This is a genomic window from Bacillus sp. Marseille-Q3570 (assembly GCF_946151055.1).
Lineage (GTDB): Bacteria > Bacillota > Bacilli > Bacillales > Fictibacillaceae > Pseudalkalibacillus.
Genome location: NZ_CAMGYZ010000021.1, coordinates 1 through 24,140, shown reverse-complemented (window position 1 = coordinate 24,140; position 24,140 = coordinate 1). Strand labels below are relative to the sequence as shown.

General features: G+C 45.7%; 20 protein-coding genes, 2 tRNA genes and 1 rRNA gene. 1 reads left to right on the top strand and 22 read right to left on the bottom strand.

Annotated elements, in window-relative coordinates:
* Positions 1 to 15 precede the first annotated feature (15 nt).
* The 3 genes from N8M93_RS20950 to moaC are packed head-to-tail and all read right to left on the bottom strand — an operon-like array spanning position 16 to position 1,421.
* Positions 16 to 213: a twin-arginine translocase TatA/TatE family subunit gene (locus N8M93_RS20950; RefSeq protein WP_221569106.1), complete on the bottom strand. Its 198-nt coding sequence runs from the start codon at positions 211 to 213 to the stop codon at positions 16 to 18.
* A gap of 34 nt (positions 214 to 247) precedes the next feature.
* Positions 248 to 886 carry a redox-sensing transcriptional repressor Rex gene (locus N8M93_RS20945; protein ID WP_261134604.1) on the bottom strand — a complete coding sequence of 213 codons (639 nt, stop codon included), beginning with the start codon at positions 884 to 886 and terminating at the stop codon, positions 248 to 250.
* Positions 887 to 941: 55 nt separating this feature from the next.
* On the bottom strand, positions 942 to 1,421 hold the full coding sequence (gene moaC, locus N8M93_RS20940) for a cyclic pyranopterin monophosphate synthase MoaC (RefSeq protein ID WP_261134603.1): 480 nt from the start codon (positions 1,419 to 1,421) through the stop codon (positions 942 to 944).
* 342 nt (positions 1,422 to 1,763) lie between these two features.
* Between moaC and N8M93_RS20935 the strand changes: the two genes are divergently transcribed.
* Positions 1,764 to 3,695 carry an ABC-F family ATP-binding cassette domain-containing protein gene (locus N8M93_RS20935; protein WP_261134602.1) on the top strand — a complete coding sequence of 644 codons (1,932 nt, stop codon included), beginning with the start codon at positions 1,764 to 1,766 and terminating at the stop codon, positions 3,693 to 3,695.
* A gap of 864 nt (positions 3,696 to 4,559) precedes the next feature.
* Here N8M93_RS20935 and tsaD read toward each other — a convergent pair.
* The 19 genes from tsaD to rrf form a co-directional block, all read right to left on the bottom strand.
* On the bottom strand, positions 4,560 to 5,594 hold the full coding sequence (gene tsaD / locus N8M93_RS20930) for a tRNA (adenosine(37)-N6)-threonylcarbamoyltransferase complex transferase subunit TsaD (protein WP_261134601.1): 1,035 nt from the start codon (positions 5,592 to 5,594) through the stop codon (positions 4,560 to 4,562).
* Positions 5,594 to 6,043, bottom strand: a complete 450-nt coding sequence (rimI, locus tag N8M93_RS20925) for a ribosomal protein S18-alanine N-acetyltransferase (protein WP_261134600.1) — start codon at positions 6,041 to 6,043, stop codon at positions 5,594 to 5,596. The genes tsaD and rimI overlap by 1 nt, the downstream gene beginning before the upstream one ends.
* A 9-nt stretch (positions 6,044 to 6,052) precedes the next feature.
* The gene (tsaB, locus tag N8M93_RS20920; protein ID WP_261134599.1) at positions 6,053 to 6,745 is read right to left on the bottom strand and encodes a tRNA (adenosine(37)-N6)-threonylcarbamoyltransferase complex dimerization subunit type 1 TsaB; all 693 of its coding nucleotides are present in this window, start codon (positions 6,743 to 6,745) and stop codon (positions 6,053 to 6,055) included.
* Complete coding sequence (gene tsaE / locus N8M93_RS20915; RefSeq protein ID WP_261134598.1) at positions 6,726 to 7,196, bottom strand: tRNA (adenosine(37)-N6)-threonylcarbamoyltransferase complex ATPase subunit type 1 TsaE; 471 nt, start codon at positions 7,194 to 7,196, stop codon at positions 6,726 to 6,728. The genes tsaB and tsaE overlap by 20 nt, the downstream gene beginning before the upstream one ends.
* A gap of 16 nt (positions 7,197 to 7,212) precedes the next feature.
* Positions 7,213 to 8,187: a thiamine-phosphate kinase gene (gene thiL, locus N8M93_RS20910; RefSeq protein ID WP_261134597.1), complete on the bottom strand. Its 975-nt coding sequence runs from the start codon at positions 8,185 to 8,187 to the stop codon at positions 7,213 to 7,215.
* Between the two features lie 152 nt (positions 8,188 to 8,339).
* On the bottom strand, positions 8,340 to 9,293 hold the full coding sequence (gene ilvA, locus N8M93_RS20905; RefSeq protein ID WP_261134596.1) for a threonine ammonia-lyase: 954 nt from the start codon (positions 9,291 to 9,293) through the stop codon (positions 8,340 to 8,342).
* A gap of 56 nt (positions 9,294 to 9,349) precedes the next feature.
* Positions 9,350 to 9,937: a 3-isopropylmalate dehydratase small subunit gene (leuD, locus tag N8M93_RS20900; protein WP_261134595.1), complete on the bottom strand. Its 588-nt coding sequence runs from the start codon at positions 9,935 to 9,937 to the stop codon at positions 9,350 to 9,352.
* Between the two features lie 14 nt (positions 9,938 to 9,951).
* Entirely contained in the window at positions 9,952 to 11,364 is a 1,413-nt protein-coding gene (gene leuC, locus N8M93_RS20895) for a 3-isopropylmalate dehydratase large subunit (protein WP_261134594.1), read from the bottom strand.
* A gap of 57 nt (positions 11,365 to 11,421) precedes the next feature.
* Positions 11,422 to 12,534: a 3-isopropylmalate dehydrogenase gene (leuB, locus tag N8M93_RS20890; protein ID WP_261134593.1), complete on the bottom strand. Its 1,113-nt coding sequence runs from the start codon at positions 12,532 to 12,534 to the stop codon at positions 11,422 to 11,424.
* 164 nt (positions 12,535 to 12,698) lie between these two features.
* Positions 12,699 to 14,240: a 2-isopropylmalate synthase gene (locus tag N8M93_RS20885; protein ID WP_261134592.1), complete on the bottom strand. Its 1,542-nt coding sequence runs from the start codon at positions 14,238 to 14,240 to the stop codon at positions 12,699 to 12,701.
* Positions 14,227 to 15,252: a ketol-acid reductoisomerase gene (ilvC, locus tag N8M93_RS20880; protein WP_261134591.1), complete on the bottom strand. Its 1,026-nt coding sequence runs from the start codon at positions 15,250 to 15,252 to the stop codon at positions 14,227 to 14,229. The genes N8M93_RS20885 and ilvC overlap by 14 nt, the downstream gene beginning before the upstream one ends.
* Before the next feature lie 19 nt (positions 15,253 to 15,271).
* Positions 15,272 to 15,796, bottom strand: coding sequence for an acetolactate synthase small subunit (gene ilvN, locus N8M93_RS20875; RefSeq protein WP_221569091.1), 525 nt, complete (start codon positions 15,794 to 15,796; stop codon positions 15,272 to 15,274).
* Positions 15,793 to 17,502: an acetolactate synthase large subunit gene (gene ilvB, locus N8M93_RS20870; RefSeq protein ID WP_261134590.1), complete on the bottom strand. Its 1,710-nt coding sequence runs from the start codon at positions 17,500 to 17,502 to the stop codon at positions 15,793 to 15,795. Before ilvB ends, ilvN begins: the two co-directional genes overlap by 4 nt.
* A 517-nt stretch (positions 17,503 to 18,019) precedes the next feature.
* Entirely contained in the window at positions 18,020 to 19,687 is a 1,668-nt protein-coding gene (ilvD, locus tag N8M93_RS20865; protein ID WP_261134589.1) for a dihydroxy-acid dehydratase, read from the bottom strand.
* A gap of 18 nt (positions 19,688 to 19,705) precedes the next feature.
* Positions 19,706 to 20,608, bottom strand: coding sequence for a branched-chain-amino-acid transaminase (gene ilvE, locus N8M93_RS20860; protein WP_261134588.1), 903 nt, complete (start codon positions 20,606 to 20,608; stop codon positions 19,706 to 19,708).
* Between the two features lie 527 nt (positions 20,609 to 21,135).
* Positions 21,136 to 21,211, bottom strand: a tRNA-Asp gene (locus tag N8M93_RS20855).
* 266 nt (positions 21,212 to 21,477) lie between these two features.
* A tRNA-Met gene (locus N8M93_RS20850) sits at positions 21,478 to 21,554 on the bottom strand.
* Between the two features lie 302 nt (positions 21,555 to 21,856).
* The gene (locus N8M93_RS20845; RefSeq protein ID WP_261134587.1) at positions 21,857 to 22,990 is read right to left on the bottom strand and encodes a PLP-dependent aspartate aminotransferase family protein; all 1,134 of its coding nucleotides are present in this window, start codon (positions 22,988 to 22,990) and stop codon (positions 21,857 to 21,859) included.
* 827 nt (positions 22,991 to 23,817) lie between these two features.
* Positions 23,818 to 23,933, bottom strand: a 5S ribosomal RNA gene (gene rrf, locus N8M93_RS20840).
* Positions 23,934 to 24,140: the final 207 nt, after the last annotated feature.

Below are 24,140 nucleotides of genomic sequence, written 5' to 3'. Positions count from 1 at the left end.
AAACTACCTTCCTATCTATTCCTCATCTGTTTTCGTTTGAGTGTTCTTCTTTTCTTTCTTTTTATCATCATCGTCTTCTACGAGCCCGCTTGTTGCGTTCTTGAACTCTTTCAACGTTTTTCCTGCCGCTCTTCCAAGCTCAGGCAACTTCTTAGGACCGAAAATCAATAGTGCTACAACTCCGATTATTATCCAACTTCCTGGACCAAGCATCCTGGTCACCTCCCTCAAAAAATGGATGGACAAATTAATCCAACGGGTAATGTTTTAAGAAATAAATCAACGATTGCAGCTCGACTGCAAGATCTATGTGATGAATACGTACGTGTTCGGGTACGGTCAACCGTGCTGGTGTAAAGTTCAGGATCCCTTTGACCCCGATTTCCACCAATTGATCTGCTACAGCCTGTGCGTTGTTAGCAGGAACAGTCAAGATAGCGACAGATACATCAGCATCAGCGAAATTCTTCAATTCATCCAAATGATGGATCGGTACACCACTGATATCTGTACCTACCTTCTTTTCATCAACATCAAAAGCCAACTCGATGCGCGTGTTGTCATTTTTCAAGAAGTTATAATGCAATAGCGCTGTCCCCAAGTTTCCTATCCCGATCAACATGACCTTTGTCACTTCATCTTGATCAAGTGTTTTTCTGAAAAACGTCAGCAGATAATTGACATTGTATCCATAACCCTTCTTACCTAGTGCTCCAAAATAGGAAAAATCCCTTCTTATTGTGGCAGAGTCCACTTTCACAGCTTCACTAAGTTCAGAAGAGGATACACGAAGTTTACCTGATGAAGAAAGATTTTTTAAAAACCGATAGTACAATGGCAGACGTTTTGCTGTAGCTTGCGGAATTTTTTGATCTTCAACGCTCATCGGACCCCTCCATTCATTATCAGAACACAACTGAATCTATTGTTTGATCTATGTTTTATCCTTTACGATAATCGCCGCTTTTACCACCTGTCTTTTCTAGCAGGTAAGTCGGTCCGATCACCATCCCTTTATCGATTGCTTTACACATGTCGTACACCGTCAGGGCGACGGCGGATGCGGCTGTCAAAGCTTCCATCTCCACACCTGTGTTCCCTTTCGTCTTGACCATCACATCGATGAGCAGTTCATAGCTGTCGTCGATTTTCCAGTCAAACGATACATCTACAGCTTTCAACGGCAATGGGTGACACATCGGAACGATATCAGGCGTCTTTTTGGCGGCCATGATCCCAGCAACCTGGGCTACTGACAAGACATCGCCTTTTTTAATCTTACCACCCTGGATAGCGTTGTAAATTTCTTCAGTCACCTGGACGCTGCTTCGTACTCTTGCCGCCCGGACTGTTTCTTCTTTTTCTGAAATATCGACCATCCTAGCGCGGCCCTGATCATTGAAATGCGTGAAATCGCCCACAGAATCACCACCCTAACAGAGACTATACACCCTTTTTTATAAAAAAGTAAGACATCAAATAAGGGAAATTATCACAAATCCTTGAATATTGTTTGGTTGCCTGAACTTTCTAAGATAAGCTACACTAATAGTAGCTGTTCAAAGGTTTCATTATGCTATCAACGAATTAGAAACAAGAAGTTCAAGGCACGATGGTTTTGAGGACCGGTAAAACCGAGTAACGATCACTCCCTAAAAACGTCACTTCCTGTGACAACGGCAGTACTAGCGCGTCCTGCGCGTCGGAAATTCGCCGTTTATCATTCGTTGACCTTTGAACCTCAACTACTGAGGTGAACAAACATGATCGTCATGCAAGTCCAGGACATAACTAAATATTTTGGTGCTGACCTTATTTTATCGAATATTAAACTTGAAGTACAATCCCGCGACCGTATCGCGCTTGTCGGCAGGAATGGGGCAGGCAAATCTACATTGCTGAAAATCATCAGCGGACAGCTCTCCCATGATTCTGGTTCCATCATGAAACCGAAGGAAATCGAAATCGGCTATCTCGCCCAGGATGCTGGCCTGGAATCCGATCACTCGATATGGGAAGAAATGATCGCCGTTTTCAGTCATCTTCAACAGATGGAAAATCAGATTCGTACACTTGAGGAGAAGATGGGGAAAGAGCATATCCTGAATGATGAGGTTGCTTATGGCAAGGTACTGGCCGAATACGATGGACTTCAGCACGACTTCCAGCTGCGAGGCGGATATCAATACGAGAATGATATACGTTCGATCCTTCATGGGTTCCGTTTTTTTGAAGAGGATTATGATAAACCGATTTCTTCTTTAAGTGGGGGACAGAAAACGAGGCTCGCTCTCGTCAAGCTGCTTCTCACCCGTCCTGACCTCTTGATTTTGGACGAGCCGACCAACCATCTCGATATCGAAACGTTGAACTGGTTGGAGGGATATCTTCAATCCTATCCTGGTGCACTGCTCATCGTATCCCATGACCGCTACTTCCTTGACAAGGTCGTCACGCAGGTTTATGAAATCTCTCGGCATAAAAGCAAGAAGTATCTAGGAAACTACAGCAAATACCTCGAGTTGAAAGCCGAGCAATATGAGCAAGAAATGAAAGAATACGAGAAACAACAGACGGAAATCGCTAAGCTCCAGGATTTCGTGCAGCGGAACATCGCCCGTGCTTCCACAACAAAACGGGCACAAAGCAAACGGAAGCAGCTGAACAAGATGGAGAAGTTGGACAGACCTGAAGGTGGTGAGAAATCAGCACAGTTCGGTTTTACAATTGAACGCCAGACTGGAAATGATGTACTGAAACTTAACGATGTGGCGATCGGCTACCACCAGGAAATTCTCGCAAAAAACATCATGGCCCAGATCCAAAAAGAAGAAAGCATCGCATTAGTTGGACCGAATGGAATCGGTAAATCAACGTTGATCAAAACGATCATGTATCCGGAACGAAAAATAACCGGGACTATCCAATTCGGTTCGAATGTGCAGATTGGATACTATGATCAGGAACAGGCGAATCTCAATAGTAATAAGACCGTATTGCAAGAGCTCTGGGATGAGTACCCTACCCACCTTGAAAAGGATATCCGGACGGTTCTTGGAAACTTCCTGTTCAGCGGGGATGATGTCCTGAAAGGCGTCAATGAACTGAGCGGCGGCCAAAAAGCGAGACTCGCCCTTGCCAAACTGATGCTTCAGAAAGCGAATGTTCTTATACTTGATGAGCCTACGAACCATCTGGATTTGGACAGTAAAGAAGTTTTGGAAAATGCCTTGATCGACTATCCAGGCACAATCCTCTTCATCTCCCATGACCGTTATTTCATCAACCGGATCGCCACGAGAGTCGTAGAGTTGTCTCCAGATGGATTGGAAAACTACCTTGGTGATTACGACTATTATACTGAGAAAAAAGCAGAACAGGCGGAGCTTGAACGGATTGAGACAGAAGAGCAGAATCAACTTCAGCAGTACACCCCTGCTACGGAACAGAAGGAAAAATTCCAAATTGATAAACAGGCAAAAAAAGAAGAGCGGAAGCGCCTCCGCAGAATTGAAGAGATTGAAGTGAAAATCGAAGAATTAGAGAATGCGATCGAAACCTATGAAAACAAGCTAAGCAAGCCAGAAGTCTTCCAGGACTATGAAAAATCACAAGAATTCAATCAACAGCTGGAACAATCCAATCAAGAATTGGAAAATCTTTTGGAAGAATGGGAAAGTTTACAACTGAATTAAGAGGGGTAGCTAAGAATGAATGGCTCATTGAGTCTTCATTCTTTTTTATCTGACAAAAATAATCAACATATACACATAATCCACAGAGTTATACACAGTCACAGTAGCAATTCTTTTGTTTAATTGTCGATTTTTCCACAATATCCACACAAAACCCTTGATTTATCCACGAAAAATTATTCACATCCACAAGAGCTTATTTTCTTTCGGTCTCAAGTTGTTATCCACATTGTTCACAACTTGTGGATAAAAGTTTTCCACACTTCGTTTCGACGCTATTCGACTATTTGTGATTTTTTTGTTTTTTTGAATGCTTCGGGTTCATCCACTCAAAGATAAACCATTGACAGAGACTACTGAATCACTGGCTTGTTGGGGTTTCTTCAACTCAATGAGGCTTATTCAATAATTGTGTAAGGATGGTTAAAAAGACATTATTCTCTTTTTTGATTTCTTGAGATTCACCTTTAAAATTATTGATAGATAATACATTTTGTCGATTTATGATGAATGATCGACATAAGCTAATTTGGATGTTGATGCTGTTCTTATCCACAACAATTGGGGATAATCGCATCGCCAGATGATCAGCGACTTAAATAAGCAACATAGATATGTCGAGGAACGTATATTAATTATTTTCACAAGGCGAAATCAGCTGAAAAACGGAAGGAATCTTGCATCTCAGCCTCAAAGCAACAAAATCCCTCAGCTTCAAAAAGACATTGTTCGGGTGGAAAGCGACTATAGTCCGCTTTCCTTTTTCGACAATCTACGGTCCTCATGTTCAGGAAGCATGAGAACCGTCCCCACTAAAGCCAGGAAGCACAAGAACCGTCCCCAACAAAAAAACGGTCCTTATGCTCAGGAAGCATGAGAACCGTCCCCAAGTTCCAAGCCCGGGTTACCATTGAGCTTCATATCGGCGCGTTTTCCTTTTTGATACTCGATCGAGCCTGCTGCGGCAATCATTGCTGCATTATCGGTACATAACCACAACGGCGGAATCGACAACCGGACCCCTGTCTCAGCAAACCGTCCAGTCAATCGTTCCCTCAATCCTCTATTCGCTGCTACTCCACCTGCTACGACAACCTGCTTCACGCCATACTCCTTGGCAGCCCGAAAAGTCTTCTCAACAAGGACGTCGATGACACTCTCCTGGAAGCTTGCGGCAAGATCATTCGGATTGATCTCTTCCCCACGTTGGGATGCATTGTGTAGCGTGTTGATCACCGCAGATTTCAGACCGCTGAAGCTGAAGTCGAACGAATCTGCTTCAAGCCAAGCGCGTGGCAAATCGAGCACCGGTGAGCCTTCTGCTGCCATATTATCGATATGCGGACCACCCGGATACGGAAGCATCAATGTACGAGCAACCTTGTCATACGCCTCACCGGCAGCGTCATCACGGGTTTCCCCGATAATCTCATAGGTTCCATGCTCCTGCATCAAAATCAATTCCGTGTGACCACCCGAAACGACCAGCGCCAGCAACGGGAACTCTTCCATTGGTTCCTGCAAGCGGTTCGCGTAAATATGACCTGCGATATGATGGACCGCTACAAGTGGAATACCATGTGCTAAGGCAAGGGCTTTCGCTGAATTGACTCCGATCAACAAGGCACCGACCAAACCAGGCCCTTCCGTCACAGCGATTGCAGACAAATCCTCAAAACCGATGCCCGCTTCTTTCATCGCTTCTTCGATGACAATCGTGATCTGTTCAACATGGTGACGGGACGCAATTTCCGGTACGACACCGCCGAACCGCTTATGGCTTTCAATTTGAGAAGCGACGACGTTCGAAAGCAGCTCTGTACCGTTTTTTACAATGGCCGCAGCTGTCTCGTCACAGCTTGTTTCTATTCCTAATATGATTTCATCTTTTTCCTGCATTATAAATTCACCCACATTACTAACGCGTCTTCTCCATTATCCGTGTAATAGTTTTTCCTGATGCCACCGTTTTCGAATCCGTATTTGCGATAGAGCCGTTGCGCGACCACATTGCTTAACCGGACTTCAAGTGTCATCGTCTTGGCACCCATCGTCCGAGCTTGTTCCATCGCTTTTTTCATCAGGACATCACCGTATTTCTTCCCTCTGAATTCAGGAATGATCGCGATATTCGTGATATGCGCTTCATCGATGATGATCCAGATCCCGCAATAACCGATCGGTCGTTCATCCACCTCGAGGAGCAGATAGGTGGCGAACTGATTGTTCACGACCTCATTGTAAAATGCATCCCTGCTCCATGGATTCGGAAAAGAGGATTTTTCTATTTTCAACACGTCTTCAAGGTCATCTAATGTCATGACGCGGAAAGTCAAATTTTCAACCATTTCAGGCACCTACTTTTTTTGGTTCGCAAGCCACTTGGCTTCTGCTTCAGCTAATCGCAAATAGCTTGGAGTGAAGGTGTGAGCATCCTCTCCTTCTCGTTCCACGCCAAGTGCCGCAAGCTCTGAAGCACGAGGATTATGATCGGCTGCTAGTCCGAATACAGCCCTCTCCCCGAAGTGTTCTTCAATTTTCTCCTGATGGAGCGGAAGGTCATTCCCTAAAAACAACACCTTCTCAGACCCTTCCTCCAGCAGCTCGAGCCACTCGGTCAGCTGGACGATCCGCTCTTCCTGCAAAAGCTGGAAACGCCCATCAGAAATCCCATATAGACCGGTGTAAATCTGCCCTCTCCTGCCGTCAAACAATGGACAAACCATTCCATCAAAATACTTCCCGTTCTGGGCAAGGACCTCAAGGCTTGATACTCCAGTAACCGGAATGCCGAGTGACCATGACATCGTTTTCGCCACAGAAACGCCGATCCGGACACCTGTAAAAGATCCGGGACCTTTCGCTACGATGATACGGTCGAGTTCCTTCGGTGTCATATCGACTTCTTTCAGAAGACTGTCGATCGCCGGCATCAATCGTACAGAATGGTTCTTTTTCATATTCGTCGTCATTTCCCCGACGATTTTGCCATCGGATATTACGGAAACACCCATCACAAGGTTGGATGTATCAATCGCTAATGCTTTCATTCCTAAGCTCCTCACATACGCTGTTCGAACGTTCTCCTGTCGGTTCGATCGTCAATTCACGCTCATCATCACCAACTCGGCGGATCGTGATTCCAAGCCGATCATCCGGTAAAAAATCTTCGATGAGGTGAGCCCACTCGACGACCGTTACGCCCTCTCCCTCGAAGTACTCATCGAAACCCAGATCTTCATCGCTGTCTTCCAATCGGTAGACGTCCATATGATATAAGGGTAGTCGTCCTTTATATTCACGGATGATCGTGAACGTCGGGCTTTTCACAACCCTTTTGATATGTAACCCTTTCGCAAGTCCTTTTGTTAAAGTCGTCTTCCCGGCGCCAAGGTCACCCTCCAGGGTGATGACATCGCCTGGCTTCAAAAAATCCGCCAGCCGAGCTCCGAACTGCATCGTTTCTTCTGGACTTGTCAGTTTAATTTGTAATGTATCCACTTCTATCACCTTGTTCTCATTGACTAAAATGGTTATACCCTTTTTTGGAAATCGGAATCAGATCGTCGCCTTGTAGCAAGGTGACCCCTGTATCCCCTTCGACTACTTCCCCGATTCCATGGAGCGGTTGTCCATTTTCGCTGAAAAGCTTTACTAGAGCTGGCCAGTCATCACGCGGGACGGTTCCGACTAATTGAAAATCTTCTCCTCCATACAGCATCCAATCCAACACTTGTTCGGATTTAAAGTGATTGAATTCATCAACCGTTGGAAGCTGATCATATCGAAGTTGGATGTGGACCTGGCTGGCTTCAGCAATTTCATGTGATTCACTGGCTAGTCCGTCACTAATATCGTTTAACGCAATTTTAAACCCACTCTCAGCGAGAAGCAACCCCGCTCGTACTTGCGGCTCGGGCAGCTGATGGGCATCAATCAGTCTTTTGAAATCATTGGAAACATGATTTTTGAGCAGAATCTCAAGTCCCGCAGCCGATAATCCGACTGTACCTGTCAAAAACACAGTATCACCTGGCTGGGCATTTTTCCGTAACAGCTTTCGGCCCTTTTGGACCCGTCCATGGGCGGTTATTGACACCACGAGAGGACCTGCGGTAGAGACCGTATCCCCGCCGATAAGATCAACCTTGTATTTGTCAGCGAGATCTTCCATCCCTCTGTAGATCTCTCGAAGCTCTTCCTCTGTCCATTCCTGAGGGATCGCGATCGATACGAGATAAAACTTCGGTGCGCCCCCCATGGCAGCGACATCACTGATGTTTACTGCTAAAGCTTTGTACCCGATTTGATAAGGACTCATCGTTTTTCGGCTGAAATGGATGTTTTCGACCATCGTATCCACACATAAAATATCATCGAACTCTGTTTCCGGGCGGATAAGTGCTGCGTCATCGCCTATCCCTTCGATCATTGTCGGCTGATGATTCTTTTTTGGTGTGATGCTCTCGATCCATTCGAATTCATCCTTCATCGGCTACAACCCCTTTTCGTTCTCTATCTATTCTCCATTATAGTCTATCGTGCGAAAGAAAAACCTTAGGCATTTTCTCCTAAGGTTTTTCTGACATTTACATTCTTTATTTTATCCTACTTCCAATGAAAATCCTATTCAATCGTTCGAGTTCAAGACATTGAGGTCAGCGGTTTCTCATCCAGAAATTGATGACTTAATTTCCTATAATGTTCGATTTTACTGAGATCGACATTCCCTCCACTGACGATACAGCCGACCTTGTTCCGTTGACCATCAATCTTGTTGCATAGGAGAGAAGCAACAGCTGCTGCACCTGCTCCTTCAACTAGCGTCTTTTCCCTTTCAAGCATGAACATGATGGCATAAGCGATTTCTTCATCACTGACCGTCACCATTTCATCGACGAATTGTTCAATGACCGGATATGTGCGCTTCCCAGGTTTTTTCACGACGATGCCATCCGCGATGCTTTTCGCCTGGTTCATGTAACTGGTGTTTTTCCCTGTGAACTGGTTGTACGTTGCCGGGGCTCCCTGTGATTGTACCCCGATCACCTTCAACTGAGGATGGAAGGTCTTCGCCGCTACAGCTATGCCCGAAATCAAGCCTCCACCTCCGACTGGTACGACGATCGCCTCCAAATCCGGACATTGCTGCATCATTTCTAATGCGATTGTTCCCTGTCCGGCCATCACTTTCTCATCATCAAAAGCATGAACGAAGGTAGATCCGTTCGCAAGCATATCTTCACTCGCAGCTGTAAAAGCTTCCTGATACGTCTCGCCTGTCAACTTGATTTCAGCTCCATACGATTTCGTCGCTTCTACTTTAGCGAGAGGTGTCTTTTTCGGCATGAAGATTTTAGCTGAAATCCCTCTTTCTGAAGCTGCAAGCGCCACCCCTTGTGCATGGTTGCCTGCTGAAGCACAAACGATTCCATGTGAAGCCTCTTCCTCTGTCAATGAACAGATCTTATTCAACGCACCACGCAATTTGAAAGAACCGGTCCTTTGCTGATTCTCCATTTTCAAAAAGACTTGACGGCCTGTTAGACGGTTTATGGTTTTCGACTGTTTCAAAGGTGTCCTGTGGACGTCATGCATCAAATTTTCTGCTGCTTTTACGATCTCAGTTCCATTTAAGAAATTCCCAACACACTTCACTCCTGTCTTGATTTTTCATATTGTTCGATCTGGTCCTCATAAGTGAGGGTGATCGATATTTCATCCCATCCGTTCAACAGCATCTGTTTCCAGTAAGGATCGATGTCAAATGATGATTCGAATCCTTCTGCATCACGAATGGATTGTTTCTCTAAATTAACGGTTAACGTATAATCCGATTGCAAACCTTTATCGAGCAACCTCTTGACTTCCTGATCACTCAATTTGATCGGCAACATCCCGTTCTTCAAACAGTTGTTGTAAAAAATGTCTGCAAAGCTCGGTGCGATGACCACATCAAAACCGAAGTCCTGCAAAGCCCATGGCGCATGCTCTCTCGAGGAACCGCAGCCGAAGTTTTCGCCTCCGACCAGGACCGAAGCTCCAGCATATTTCGCATCATCGAGGTGAAAATCACTGCGCAACGCTCCATCGTCATCATATCGCCAATGATAGAAAAGGAACTTTCCGAATCCCTGGCGGTCGATCTTTTTCAGGAATTGCTTCGGGATGATCTGGTCGGTATCAACATTGTCCCTGTTTAACGGGAAAACCTTCCCGCTGATTTCACGGATTCCTTTCATGCTTCTCACTTCCTCTAATGTACTACTGCCATCATTTCACGGACATCTGTAAAACGTCCTTCGATCGCGGCTGCCGCAGCCATCGCCGGACTGACGAGATGTGTTCTTGCGCCATTTCCTTGCCGACCCTCAAAGTTACGGTTCGACGTCGACGCACATCGTTTTCCAGGTGGGACGATGTCATCATTCATGGCAAGGCACATGCTGCACCCGGACTCCCGCCATTCAAAACCAGCATCCTGGAAAATTTCGTGTAAGCCTTCTTGCTCTGCCTGGTTTTTGACTGATTGTGAACCCGGAACGACAAGAGCTGTGACACTACGTTTGACCTTCCGTCCCTTCACAACTTCAGCTGCTGCCCGGAGGTCACTTAACCGTGAATTGGTACAGGATCCGATGAAAACGAAATCGATTGAAACTTCATCAATTTTCGTTCCACCTATAAGATCCATATAGGTAAGGGCTCTTTGCACGGCTTCCTGATCCGATTTCCTGTCATACTGGTCTGGTGAAGGCACTAAATCGCTGATGCCGATGCCCATTGAAGGATTCGTCCCCCACGTCACTTGAGGCTCGATTTCAGCTCCATCGATTTGAAGGGTTTTGTCATAGCTTGCGCCTTCATCTGTTGCGAATGACTTCCATTTCTCAACAGATGCCATGAAACGGTCTCCCTCTGGAACATGGCGTTTTCCTTCCAAATAATCGAATGTAACCTCATCAGGACTGATGATTCCAGCTTTAGCACCTGCTTCGATCGACATGTTACAGACTGTCATCCTCTCTTCCATCGAGAGATTTCGGATTGCTTCTCCTGTGAATTCGATGACATGCCCTGCACCTACACCGACCCCGAATTTCGCAATGATCCCGAGAATCAGATCCTTGGCTGTGACACCGAAACCGAGTTTTCCGGTGACTTCGATCTGCAGTGTTTTCGGTCTGGCTTGCCACAGCGTCTGGGTAGCGAGGACATGTTCGACCTCACTCGTCCCGATCCCGAATGCCAGAGCGCCGAAAGCACCGTGCGTGGAGGTATGGCTGTCTCCACACACGATCGTTTTTCCTGGTTGCGTGAGACCAAGCTCTGGTCCGATGACATGGACGATTCCTTGATCCGGGTGATGGATATCTGCAAGTTCGATCCCGAATTCCTTGCAATTTTCCTCTAGCCTGGTCATCTGGGTCTTTGCCACCTCGTCTTTGATCACTGTCCGATTGATCGTCGGAACATTATGATCCATCGTGGCGAAAGTCCGATCAGGACGCCTCACCGATCGATCTTTAAGCCTCAGTCCTTCAAAGGCTTGCGGAGACGTCACTTCATGAACCAGGTGGAGATCGATGTAAAGGAGATCAGGTTTGCCGCTTTCCTGATAGACGATATGTTCATCCCACAACTTTTCAATGATATTTTTTGGTTTCACTTCAATTTCCTCCACTGGACAGTGTCATTCTTACAACGTTTCGTATAGACAGCCTTCTTACAAATAAGCCGCCAGGATACCTGACATTGCATAATTCGGCTTCATTTGTTCGACGACTAAATCGATCATTTCTTTCGTTTTCGAAACAGGAACGATGGCATTGCCTGCCAGGTCTGCTGTTCTTGCCCCTGTACGAAGGACTTCCTCAACGGCAGCTTCGACCATATCAGCTTCTTCCGTCATCCCGAAAGAGTGGCGCAGCATCATGGCAACGGATAAAACCATTCCGAGTGGATTCGCCTGGCCTTTACCGGCAATGTCCGGTGCTGAACCGTGGACAGGTTCATAGAGTCCGAAATCGTCTTCTCGTAAACTAGCGGATGGAAGCATTCCTAGTGAACCGGTCAACATGGAAGCCTCATCACTAAGGATGTCTCCGAACATGTTCTCGGTTACGATGACATCGAATTGGTTCGGTTGGTAGATGAGTTTCATAGCTGCGACGTCTACAAGAAGATGCTCGACTTCCACACCTGGATATTCCGGTGCGAGCTGATCGACGACCTCTCTCCACATCCTGCTTGATTCCAACACATTCGCTTTATCAACTGATGTCAGCTTCTTCCGACGTTTGGAGGCAAGTTCGAATGCTTTGCGGACGACCTTCTCGATCTCCTTCTTCTCGTATTGGAGCGTATCAACAGCAATCTCCTGATTCTTTCCTCTTCGTTCTCTCGGTTCACCGAAATAAAGGCCGCCGGTCAATTCCCTTACGATGATGAAATCGACACCCTCTACGACACTCGGTTTCAATGGTGAAGCGTCAACGAGAGCTTCAAATGTTTTGACTGGACGAAGGTTCCCGAACAGCCCAAGCTCTTTGCGGATTCCTAGTAACCCCTTCTCAGGGCGGATCTCCACAGGTACATCGTTCCATTTCGGTCCGCCTACTGCACCGAGTAGGACGGCATCGCTTTGTTTACAGGCTTCAAGCGTTTCCTTAGGGAGAGGAGTGCCATGATGATCAATGGCAACACCACCAATATCTGCTTGAACAACCTTGAATTGATGTCCATAGTGGTCTTCGACAGCTTTTAACACTTCAAGGGCCCCATTCATGACTTCTTGCCCGATTCCATCACCTGGTAGTACTGCCACTTGCTTTTTCATCATAATCCCTCCATTTTTAAAAAGTTTAGTTGTCTTACTGAATTTACATAAGTTTAGAGGACACCAGAGACCTTATTTGCCTCAAATTATCGAAAAACAACCGCTTTTGTCACAGATAAGGTCCCTCATGTCCGTTAAGATCCAATAAGTCTAATCCTTAGTTATTACACAGACGCTTTTTTCTTCTCGCGTTGGTGTACGTTTCGAACTCGGTTGACTGCATCCAGGTATGCTCTTGCCGATGCTTCGAGTACGTCCTGGGCAGTTCCTCGTCCGCTTGATTGGACGTCATTGTATTTGACTTGTACATAAACCTCTGCCAGTGCATCTCTTCCTCCGCCGACTGAATGAATCTTGTAGTCGAGGAGAACGACTGAGTCTTCAACGAGCTTCTCGATCGTATTATAGATCGCTTCGACACTTCCGAAACCAGTCGCCGCTTCCTGCGTATGCGTTCCATCCGGTTTCACGACTGCAATCGTTGCAGTTGGAATATTATCCATCCCGTATTGCACTTGCAAGCTCTTCAAGTCGTAAGTTGGTACGCCTTCCGCTTCGGTCTGCTTCTCCATAAGGAGAGCGAAAATATCATCGTCGGAGACTTCTTTCTTCTTGTCAGCGAGATCCTTGAACATCTGGAATGCTTCGTTCAGCTTTTGATCCGTCAATTCGAAGCCCATGTCCTTCACTTTGTTTTTGAAAGCATGACGTCCGGAATGCTTTCCTAGCACAAGGCGGTTGGTCTGCACACCGATCAGTTCTGGACTGATGATTTCGTAAGTCGTCTTCTCCTTCAACATGCCATCCTGATGGATTCCAGATTCATGTGCGAATGCGTTGTTTCCGACAACCGCTTTGTTTCCTGGTACATTCATTCCGGTAAGCTTGCTGACAAGGTTGCTCGTACGTTTCAATTCATCGAGCTTCAATCCTGTCTTCGCCCTGTAAAAATCGTTCCGGATATGAAGCGCTACTGCAATTTCTTCAAGACCAGTATTTCCGGCTCTTTCACCGATTGCATTGATCGTTCCTTCAACTTGATCTGCTCCATTTTCAATCGCGGCCAGTGTATTGGCTGTAGCCATTCCGAGATCATTGTGGCAGTGTGCCGAAAGTTTTACCTTATCGACGTTCGGTACGTTCTCCTTGATGAACCGGAACAGTCCGCCGTATTCTTCAGGTGTCATGTAGCCGACCGTATCAGGAAGGTTGATGACCGTCGCACCTGCATTGATGACCTCCGTGATGATCTTTACGAGAAAATGTTTGTCTGAACGGCACGCATCTTCAGCTGACCATTGGACATGTGGAAAATTCTTTTTCGCATAACTGACAGCCTCGACCGCTTTTTCAAGCACCTGATCTGTCGTCATTTTCAGCTTGTAGGTCATGTGGATCGGTGATGTGGCAAGAAACACATGGAGTCTTGGTTCAGCCGATCCCTTCAACGCCTCCCAAGCTGCGTCGATGTCTTTGCGGTTCGCACGGGCAAGCCCCGTCACCGAACTGTTTTTCACAGATTCTGCAATCCGTTTGACTGATTGCAGATCCCCTTTGGACGCTGCCGGAAAGCCGGCTTCAATGATATCGACGCCCAAACGTTCTAATTGATGAGCGATCTCAAGCTTTTCAAGATGGTTTAGATTGACGCCAGCTGATTGTTCACCGTCTCTCAGGGTTGTGTCAAAGACATCAATTTTTGCCACTGCCGACCACTTCCTTTTCTTTTTCTTTTTTGATGAACGGCATCAGCTCTCGTAATCTCCTTCCCACTACTTCGATCTGATGGTTCTTCTCCCGCTCATTCGTAGCGTTATAGACAGGACGGTTCAATTGGTTCTCAAGAATCCAGCCCTTGGCGAATTCACCTGATTGGATATCTTCCAATACGTCTTTCATCCTTGCTTTCGTTTCTTCGTTCACGACTCGTGGACCTGATACGAAATCACCCCATTGTGCCGTATCCGATACCGAATACCTCATTCCTTCGATTCCATCCTCATACATGAGGTCGACGATCAGTTTCAGTTCATGGAGACACTCGAAGTAAGCGACTTCTGGCTGGTAACCAGCTTCTGTCAACGTTTCGAAGCCTGCTTTTACGAGAGAGGTGAGTCCTCCGCAAAGGACAGCCTGTTCACCGAATAGGTCGGTTTCTGTTTCCTCCTTGAAGGTCGTTTCCAAAATTCCAGCTCGGCCAGCACCAATCCCTTTCGCGTAAGCTAACGCGAGATTCGCCGCTTCACCTGTCACATTCTGTTGGACACCGAAAAGTGCAGGGACCCCAGCACCGCTTTCAAATGTTCTTCTCACTAGATGTCCTGGACCTTTAGGTGCTACAAGGAAAACATCGACATCTTCCGGAGGGACCACCTGATTGAAGTGGACGTTGAAACCGTGTGCGAAAGCTAAGGCTTTCCCTGGAGTCAATGCTGGTTTGATTTCGTTTTTATAGACGGTAGGCTGCCATTCATCCGGCAGCAGCACCATGACAACGTCCGCTTCTTCACTCGCTTCTCGTACAGATTTTACAGCAAATCCGTCTTTTTCCGCCTGATCCCATGACTTCCCAGGCCGAAGTCCGACAACGACGTCATAGCCGCTTTCCCGTAAGTTCTGGGCGTGTGCGTGACCCTGGGAACCATAACCGACAACAGCAACTTTCCTCCCTTTCAACACATCGTTCGTTACATCATCGTTATAATATACTTTGACCATTTTCCATCATCCTTTCAGGTTATTTTAAAAGTGTATATTGCTTAAGATCAGTGACTGATTTCTGAAATCCTCTTGTGAATGCTGTGATTCCGGTACGTGCAAGCTCCTTGATTCCGTATGGTCTTAACAGTTCGATGATCGCTTCGATCTTTTCTGTATCACCAGTGACCTGGACAGTGAGGGTATCCCGTGACATATCGATGATCAAAGCCCGGAACGGCTCGACGATACCGCTGATTTCCGCTCGGGTCTGCCCATTCACGAGTACCTTGATAAGTGCAAGTTCCCTTGCCACAATCGCCTGATTGGTGATGTCGGATACCTTGAGGACATCGATCTGCTTATTCAGCTGTTTCAAGAGCTGTTCGATTTGCCGATCATCCTCGACATTGACGACGAACGTCATTTTCGAGATGCCTTCTGTTTCGGTATGACCGACTGTAATACTCTCAATGTTGAAGTGACGTTTCGTAAAAAGTCCTGTCACTCGATTCAAGACACCACTCTGGTTGATGACTGTTGCTGTTACAATTCTCCTTTTCATGGTTTCACCCCGATCATTTCGTGGAGCCCTGTTCCTGGTGCTACCATCGGATAAACGTTTTCTACTGGGCAAACACGGCAATCGATCAATGCCGGTTCATCATCAGCCAATACTTCAGATAGTAAAGTCTTAGCCTCTTCCTCTGTTTCGACCTTGAATCCTCTCACGCCATATGAGTCTGCCAGTTTGACAAAGTCTGGCTGCAGGCTGAAGACAGATTGTGAATACCGCTGTTCGTAAAAGGATTCCTGCCATTGCCTTACCATTCCGAGAGCCCCATTGTTGACGATGACGATTTTGACTGGAAGATCCAATTCCCTTAAAAGGATGAGCTCCTCGGATGTCATTTGAAAGCCGCCGTCTCCGACAATGCTTACAACCTTTTTATCCGGCTCAGCAATTTGAGCGCCGATTGCTGCTGGGAATCCGAATCCCATCGTTCCAAGTCCTCCGGAAGTGACCCATTTGTGCGGATCGTTGAAGGTATAATATTGGGCTGCCCACATCTGATGCTGTCCGACATCTGTTGTCACGATCGCTTCTCCGTCTGTCAGCGAATGGATTTCCGTAATCAGTTTTTGAGGAGAGATCGCATCCTCCAACTCCTGATGCCAGTAAGGATATTCTGTTTTGTATTGTCCCAGGTGCTCTACCCACTCATCACACATTGAACTTGATCCTTGCTCGTCTACAAGTTTCTGCAGTGCCGATTTTGCATCTCCGACGATCGGAATGTGTGTTTTCACGTTTTTCCCGATTTCAGCGGGATCGATATCGATATGAGCGACTGTTGCATTCGGTGCGAAGGTTTTTAGATCACCTGTGAGCCGATCGTCAAACCGGGCACCGACATTCACGAGCAGATCACATTCGTATAAGGCCATGTTTGCGGCATAGCATCCATGCATTCCTCCCATTCCGAGAAACAACGGATGGTCTGCCGGGAAACCACCTAATCCGAGCAAGGTATGGACGACTGGGATATTTTTCGATTCCGCTACTGATCGCAATTGCTCAGATGCCTTGGCGTGCAATACCCCTGCTCCTGCTAATATCACTGGTTTCTTTGCTGATTCGATCGCTTCGTTCAACTTTTTGATTTGCAAGACATTCGGATTCGTCGTCGGCTGGAATCCCGGAAGATTTACCACTCCATCAAAGTTCACATCCGTCGCCGTCGCTGAAACATCCTTCGGAATATCGACCAGCACTGGACCAGGACGGCCATGCGTTGCAATATGAAACGCTTCTTTCACAATTCTAGGGAGGTCTTTCAAGTCACGGACTTGATAGTTATGTTTTGTAATCGGCATCGTAATTCCGGTTACATCCGCTTCTTGAAAGGCGTCTGTACCGATGACACCAGATGCCACCTGGCCTGTAAAGATGACAAGCGGCAGTGAATCCATCATCGCGTCGGTAATACCTGTGATCAGATTCGTAGCACCTGGTCCTGATGTTGCTAAAACGACGCCGGGCTTTCCGGAAACTCTTGCATAACCTTCAGCCGCGTGAATCGCCCCTTGTTCATGTCGTGCCAGCACATGCCTGATCGGGTTACGATAAAGTGCATCATAGATTGGTAAAACCGCTCCTCCCGGATACCCAAAAACAACTTCGACTTTTTCTTGCTTCAAGGCATGGATCAGAGTCTCGGCACCAGTCAGCCGCTGCTCTTCAGGTTCTGCCTTCATTTTCACCTTCATTTCAATCTCCTCCCTGAATTTTTTGCTTAATGGTTGGTTCTTTTGAATTTCCTCCATTTCCGCTGTCGAATCCGTAAGCCTCCTCGCATGGACATCGCCTGTTGCGGGGCGTTGCTTGGCTCGCTTTTTCCGCAGAAGTGTCGGGAATTCACCTGAAGAAAGTAACTCTTGAACATCAACTTTTAATTCATAAAGGCTTTTTTACAAAATGAAAAGCCTTTCCACCCACTACGACAATGTTTCATTTCGTAAAGGATGAAAAGGCTTTGATCTGATCCTCTTCATGGTACCACCTTCGTTCATAGCATCCTTACAGATGCTATCTCATGGGGCTGATCCAATTGGTCAGTCCCTTTTTAGTAACAAGTGTTTAAAAACACTCGGTCGCACCTACTAGAAGTTCAATGCGACACTCAGAGGGGATGTCGTGAATGGGTGTATTACCGGCTTCCACCTTTACCGGCTCTCTGGAAATACGGAATCCATCCACTTTTACCTCGTCGTCGATTTGGTGATATCAAATTTTCATGATTCCGCCTGTACTCGCGGATGTGACTAGTTTTGCATATCGAGCTAAATAACCTTTTTTAATCTTTGGAGGAGGTTGAACGAAATTTTGCCTGCGCTCCTCAAGTTCTTCCTCTGAAACCATCAGGTTGATTGTACGGTTCTGAAGGTCGATGAAGATCGAATCGCCATCTTGTACAAATGCGATCGGCCCGCCTTCTGCTGCCTCCGGTGAGATGTGTCCGACTGAGATGCCCCTGGAGGCTCCTGAGAACCGGCCATCTGTTATCAAGGCGACTTTCTTATCCAGCCCCCGTCCTGCAATCGCTGCGGTCGGAGCTAGCATTTCCGGCATCCCTGGCCCGCCTTTCGGACCTTCATAACGGATAACGACTACATCGCCTTCCTGGACCGTTCCGTCATCGATTCCTCGCTGGGCTTCGTCCTGTGAGTCGAAGCATACCGCTTTCCCCATGAATGTCTTGATTGAAGGATCGACAGCGCCGACTTTGATGACGCCGCCTTCTGGAGCGATATTCCCATTCAGGATTGATAAGCCGCCGACTTTACTATAAGGATTATCCCTTCGCCGGATCACTTCATCATTTTTGATGTCATACGGTTTGACCGTTTCATATAACGATTTTCCGGTTACAGTAATTCGATCCCTGTTGACCAATCCATCGATTTGACAAAGCTCTTTGATGATAGCGCTGATTCCTCCAGCATGGTGTACATCATCCATCGTATAATCCGATGCCGGACTTATTTTTGACAGGTAAGGCGTTTTTTCAGCGATTTCATTGATTCGGTTGATGTCATATTCAACCTCTGCTTCATTCGCGATCGCTAAAGTGTGAAGAACGGTATTCGTTGATCCTCCCATCGCCATATCTAGTGCGAATGCATCATCAATCGCCTCTTTCGTAATGATGTCTCTCGGTTTGATATCCTTCTTGATCATGTCGACCAAATGATGAGCAGCCTCTTTAATCAGTCGATGACGTTCATCTGATGTAGCGACGATCGTCCCGTTTCCTGGTAACGCCAGACCGACCATTTCCATCATGGAATTCATCGAGTTCGCCGTGAACATTCCTGAACATGAACCGCATGTCGGACAAGCGTTTTGTTCTATATCAAGAAGTTCCTCGGATGTCATTGTCCCGGATTGATGAGCACCGACGCCTTCAAAAACGGACACGAGAGATAACGGTTTACCGTCTTTCGAAGTTCCGCCTTCCATCGGGCCACCTGATACGAAAACAGAAGGTACATTTGTCCTTGCCGCCGCCATCAGCATTCCTGGGGTGATTTTGTCACAGTTAGGAATGAAGAAGACCCCATCAAACCAGTGGGCATTTATTACGGTTTCGGCTGAATCAGCGATGACCTCTCTGCTCGGTAAGGAGTATCGCATGCCGATATGCCCCATTGCGATTCCATCATCCACGCCAATCGTGTTGAATTCAAATGGAATGCCGCCTGCTTCCCGAATCGCGTCTTTCACGACTTGAGCAAAAACATTCAAATGCATATGGCCTGGAATGATATCGATGTAAGAGTTGCAAACACCGATGAATGGTTTTTCTATATCTCTTGTCTTGACGCCCGTAGCACGCAACAAACTCCTATGCGGCGCACGGTCTATCCCTTTTTTGATCATGTCACTTCGCATCTAATCACCACCAACCTGCTATCCTGCTTGAACCTTTTTATCTGAGTACACTTTGTATCCATCTTCTGCTACTGTATTTCGAAACGCTTCTAAAAGCTGACTTGTATATTTGCCTGGACGTCCATCGCCTACTTGCCTGCCGTCGACTTTTACGACGCCGATCACCTCAGCAGCAGTTCCAGTGAGAAATACCTCATCAGCGGTATAAACATCATGACGGGTAAATACCTCTTCCCGCATCTCAAAACCTAACAATTGGGCAATTTCGATGATTGCGTTTCTTGTAATGCCTTCTAATGCTCCAACATAGCCTGGAGGCGTTTTGATGACATTTCCTTTGACGATGAACACATTATCTGCGGAACCTTCCGCCACATATCCCTGATCATTGAGCATCAATGCTTCACTCACACCAGCGAGATTCGCTTCGATTTTCACAAGGATGTTATTCAAGTAATTCAATGATTTCACCTTTGGAGATAATACATCCGCGCGGTTCCTTCTGCTAGCTACCGTGGCGATTTCAATACCCGCATCATACAGCTGCCTTGGGAACAAAGCGAGCTGTTCAGCAATGACGATGATCTGAGGGTTCCGGCAACTATTTGGATCGAGGCCAAGGTTTCCGACTCCTCTTGATACAACGACACGAATATATGCATTACGTAAATCATTCTTACGCAGTGTTTCTGCGATGATTTCCGATAATTCTTCTTTCGTTTTCGGGATGTCGAGCATGATTGATTTCGCCGAATCATATAGGCGATCAACATGCTCTTTCAGGCGAAATATATTGCCATCATACATTCTAATACCTTCGAACACCCCATCTCCGTATAAAAATCCGTGGTCATACACAGATACAACAGCTTCATTTTTATTAACAAAATGGCCGTTCAGGTAAATCCATTGTTCGCTCATGTCGATCGCTCCTTTCATATCATTTTTTCTTTGTAAATAAATTTGCTTGAAGCCCTTTCTGACGGGGCATGAACTTTTGTCAGAAAATTATGTTGATGACAATATTACTCCGATGTTTTCGAGAGGTCAACCTTATTTTTTGATAATTTAGACTAGTCAGTTATTTAGTAAACGCTTACATCATATTAACCATGGGCTTTTTGGGAGAATAAATTTTTTTAGTGGAAGCGCTTTTAAGGGATTATAACTCACCGTATGAAGGGAATCGTTTCCACATCCAAGCTGAAAGACAGGGTAAAAGAAGGCAGTGCAAGAGATTTATAATCGATTGATCTAATAGGAATTATTGAGAGAAAAGTCGGGATTTGAAGGAATTCGTTTTTTAATCCCATTTGACTAGATGGTGGATTTCTTTTGATGAAGAGGAAGATTAAATAATAGTTATCTAAAAGTCGGTAAAGCAGTAAGAAGGTTCATGGACTCCGTTTTATGGCATAAAAAAACACGAAACCTTTGTTTCATGTTGATGGCGGACCCGACCGGATTCGAACCGGCGATCTCCTGCGTGACAGGCAGGCATGTTAACCCCTACACCACGGGTCCAAATATGTATTTTTGAATCATTACGTTCAAAACATGTATTCGATGAGTTTTAATTGGTTGCACTCATTCGGGTACTCCTTGTCCATTGGAAGCAAGATAACCAACGTAGTGCAATGAACTTAATTGGGTTGCACCACTGGCACCAATATCTAAAACTAACTTTGATGATTACTCGACGTAGTAAGTTTTAATTGGTTGCACCCCTTCGGGTACTCCATATGTTCATTGAAAGTAAGATATCTCGACGTTGGACAATGAACTTAATTTGGTTGCGGGGATAGGATTTGAACCTACGACCTTCGGGTTATGAGCCCGACGAGCTACCAGACTGCTCCACCCCGCGACGATAATAGTATTTGGACGATGTCTTTGTCCTGTTTGTAGTCCCTTCCTCTACTAGCTATGCTTCCGTTGCTAGCTGCGTCGGGACAAGTCGACGTGATTTCTCAAAAGGAGTTATGCTCCTTGCTCCACCCCGCGACGATAATAGTATTTGGACGATGTCTTCGTCTCAACTTTTTGCATTGTCCCTTTCAATCGGACAATATCTAATATACCACGGTAACCAAAAGACTGCAAGTACTTTTTCAATCTTTTTGTTAAGGTAGGAAAGTACTGCCAAAAATCAGCAGCACTTTCCGCATATTAAGATAAAGCCTTTCGGAATGCATCCTCGATATCCAAATAATCTTCAATCCCGACTGAGATCCGAATCAATTGCTTGGTTATCCCTAACCGCTCTTGATCCGAGGCTGGGATAGCTCGATGTGAAGTCCCGATCGGATACGATACAGTCGTTTCCACTCCTGCCAATGTAGGTACTACGCCGATCCAATCAAGTTTCTCGGTAAATTGATTAGGATCGATATCATCACGTAAAATGATCGATACAATCGCTCCATTCCCTTTTTCAGAGGCGTCCGAGGGATAATATACTTTTTCGATACCTTCGTGCTCTGATAAAAAGCCTGCAAGCTTCTTAGCATTGCTTACATGCCTCTCCATACGAAGACTTAAGGTCTTTAGTCCTCGGCACGTCAACCAGCCTTCAAATGGACTTAGATTGCTCCCAAAATTCGTGACTTTGCTCCGTGCTTTTTCGACAAGAGCAGCATCACCGACAAGTACACCTGCCGAAATATCTGAATGTCCTCCAATATATTTCGTTGCACTATGTGCTACCAGGTTCACTCCTTTTAAATATGGCTGAAGCAGATAAGGTGTTGCAAACGTGTTGTCAATCATCGTGTGGATACCTGTTTCTTCGGCAATTTTCACGATTAGATCTACATTCTCCACTCGTAAAAATGGATTTGTAATCGTTTCGGAATATAGTAGAACCGTATTAGATTTCATTGCTGAGCGGATGCTCTCGTCACTTTCAAAAGAAGTGAATGACACATCAATCCCTAAAGACGGTAATTCTTTAGCGAGCAACTGATATGTACCGCCGTATAAATCTTCACATGCAACGATATGCGATCCTTGCTCAGCTACAGAGAGTATTCCTGCTAAAATTGCTGAAATCCCAGAGGAGGTCGCAATTCCATTTGGTGCTCCCTCGAGCTGAGCTACACCTCTCCCTAAATCATCCGTGTTCGGATTGTTCACTCTTGAGTACATAAATGGTGATTTACCTTCAAAAAATCCCTCAAGCTCATCAAGATTTTTAAACTTGAAAGCTGAGGTTTGATAGATCGGTTGCGCTTTACTTGTTGCTTCTGATTTGAGTCGTTTATGAAAATGTACTGCTTTTGAATCAAAACGGAAATTATCCAATACTATCGCCTCCATCTAAAAATAAATATAACACGAACGAAACAAACACGGAAAATCATACACCTTATTGGGAATTACCTCCGAGTTCTTGTAAGTTCATTGTTCAGCATTTACATTCGATAAACGAGCTTCTTTTTTAATTACTCCATAACGCTCTCATGAGTACATCAAAACCCGGTTTTTCTATTTTGAACACTTCATGACTCTTTCATGAGCACGCCAAACCTCGGTTTTTCTATTTTGAGCACATCATAAACCTCTCATGAGTACATCAAAACCCGGTTTTTCTATTTTGAACACTTCATGACTCTTTCATGAGCACGCCAAAATCCCGTTTATCTATTTTGAGCACTTCATGACGCTCCCATGAGTACATCAAAATCCAGTTTTTCTGCTTTGAACACATCATGACGCTCCCATGAGTACATCAAAATCCAGTTTTTCTGCTTTGAGCACTTCATGACTCTTTCATAAGCAACTCATACGACCATTCAGGGAGTAAAAGTTGGTTTTTTTGTCCGTATGAAAGCTCTATACGACCATCAAAGAGCAAAAATCGAGTTTGTTTGTCCGTATGAAAGTTCCATACGGCCATTTAAGGAGCAAAGTCAGATTTGTTTGTCCGTCAAGTGAATCAATATCTTGCCTGTGCAACCACCTTTCTGAATACATCAAATCCGGTTTTTCTCCTTTTCATGTATTCAGAACGGCTTTATGAGTGCATCATACTGGCTTTCTTGTACTTTCATGTACTCAATACCTTCTCTGAGTTCTACATTTCTTCCTTAAACACAAAAAAGAGCAGTCTCTCGACTACTCTTGTTGTTGCCCGGCGACGTCCTACTCTCACAGGGGGAAGCCCCCAATTACCATTGGCGCTGAAGAGCTTAACTTCCGTGTTCGGCATGGGAACGGGTGTGACCTCTTCGCTGTCGTCACCAGACTGTATGAAGTTGAAGGAAACCATTCCTTCAAAACTAGATAATGTCTTTCTTGAAAACACGACGCACAGGATGTGCTAGTGCTGACGTTGTCACAGGACGTGACGATGTTCGTCAGCGTTCATTATGTGTGGTTAAGTCCTCGATCGATTAGTATCTGTCAGCTCCACGTGTCGCCACGCTTCCACACCAGACCTATCAACCTCATC

Bases quoted from the DNA above. Each gene is read 5' to 3' on its own strand.
- N8M93_RS20950 (WP_221569106.1), bottom strand. From the start codon at position 213: ATGCTTGGTCCAGGAAGTTGGATAATAATCGGAGTTGTAGCACTATTG.
- N8M93_RS20945 (WP_261134604.1), bottom strand. From the start codon at position 886: ATGAGCGTTGAAGATCAAAAAATTCCGCAAGCTACAGCAAAACGTCTG.
- N8M93_RS20935 (WP_261134602.1), top strand. From the start codon at position 1,764: ATGATCGTCATGCAAGTCCAGGACATAACTAAATATTTTGGTGCTGAC.
- tsaD (WP_261134601.1), bottom strand. From the start codon at position 5,594: ATGCAGGAAAAAGATGAAATCATATTAGGAATAGAAACAAGCTGTGAC.
- rimI (WP_261134600.1), bottom strand. From the start codon at position 6,043: ATGGTTGAAAATTTGACTTTCCGCGTCATGACATTAGATGACCTTGAA.
- tsaB (WP_261134599.1), bottom strand. From the start codon at position 6,745: ATGAAAGCATTAGCGATTGATACATCCAACCTTGTGATGGGTGTTTCC.
- thiL (WP_261134597.1), bottom strand. From the start codon at position 8,187: ATGAAGGATGAATTCGAATGGATCGAGAGCATCACACCAAAAAAGAAT.
- ilvA (WP_261134596.1), bottom strand. From the start codon at position 9,293: ATGCATGACGTCCACAGGACACCTTTGAAACAGTCGAAAACCATAAAC.
- leuD (WP_261134595.1), bottom strand. From the start codon at position 9,937: ATGAAAGGAATCCGTGAAATCAGCGGGAAGGTTTTCCCGTTAAACAGG.
- leuB (WP_261134593.1), bottom strand. From the start codon at position 12,534: ATGAAAAAGCAAGTGGCAGTACTACCAGGTGATGGAATCGGGCAAGAA.
- ilvC (WP_261134591.1), bottom strand. From the start codon at position 15,252: ATGGTCAAAGTATATTATAACGATGATGTAACGAACGATGTGTTGAAA.
- ilvN (WP_221569091.1), bottom strand. From the start codon at position 15,796: ATGAAAAGGAGAATTGTAACAGCAACAGTCATCAACCAGAGTGGTGTC.
- ilvB (WP_261134590.1), bottom strand. From the start codon at position 17,502: ATGAAGGTGAAAATGAAGGCAGAACCTGAAGAGCAGCGGCTGACTGGT.
- ilvD (WP_261134589.1), bottom strand. From the start codon at position 19,687: ATGCGAAGTGACATGATCAAAAAAGGGATAGACCGTGCGCCGCATAGG.
- ilvE (WP_261134588.1), bottom strand. From the start codon at position 20,608: ATGAGCGAACAATGGATTTACCTGAACGGCCATTTTGTTAATAAAAAT.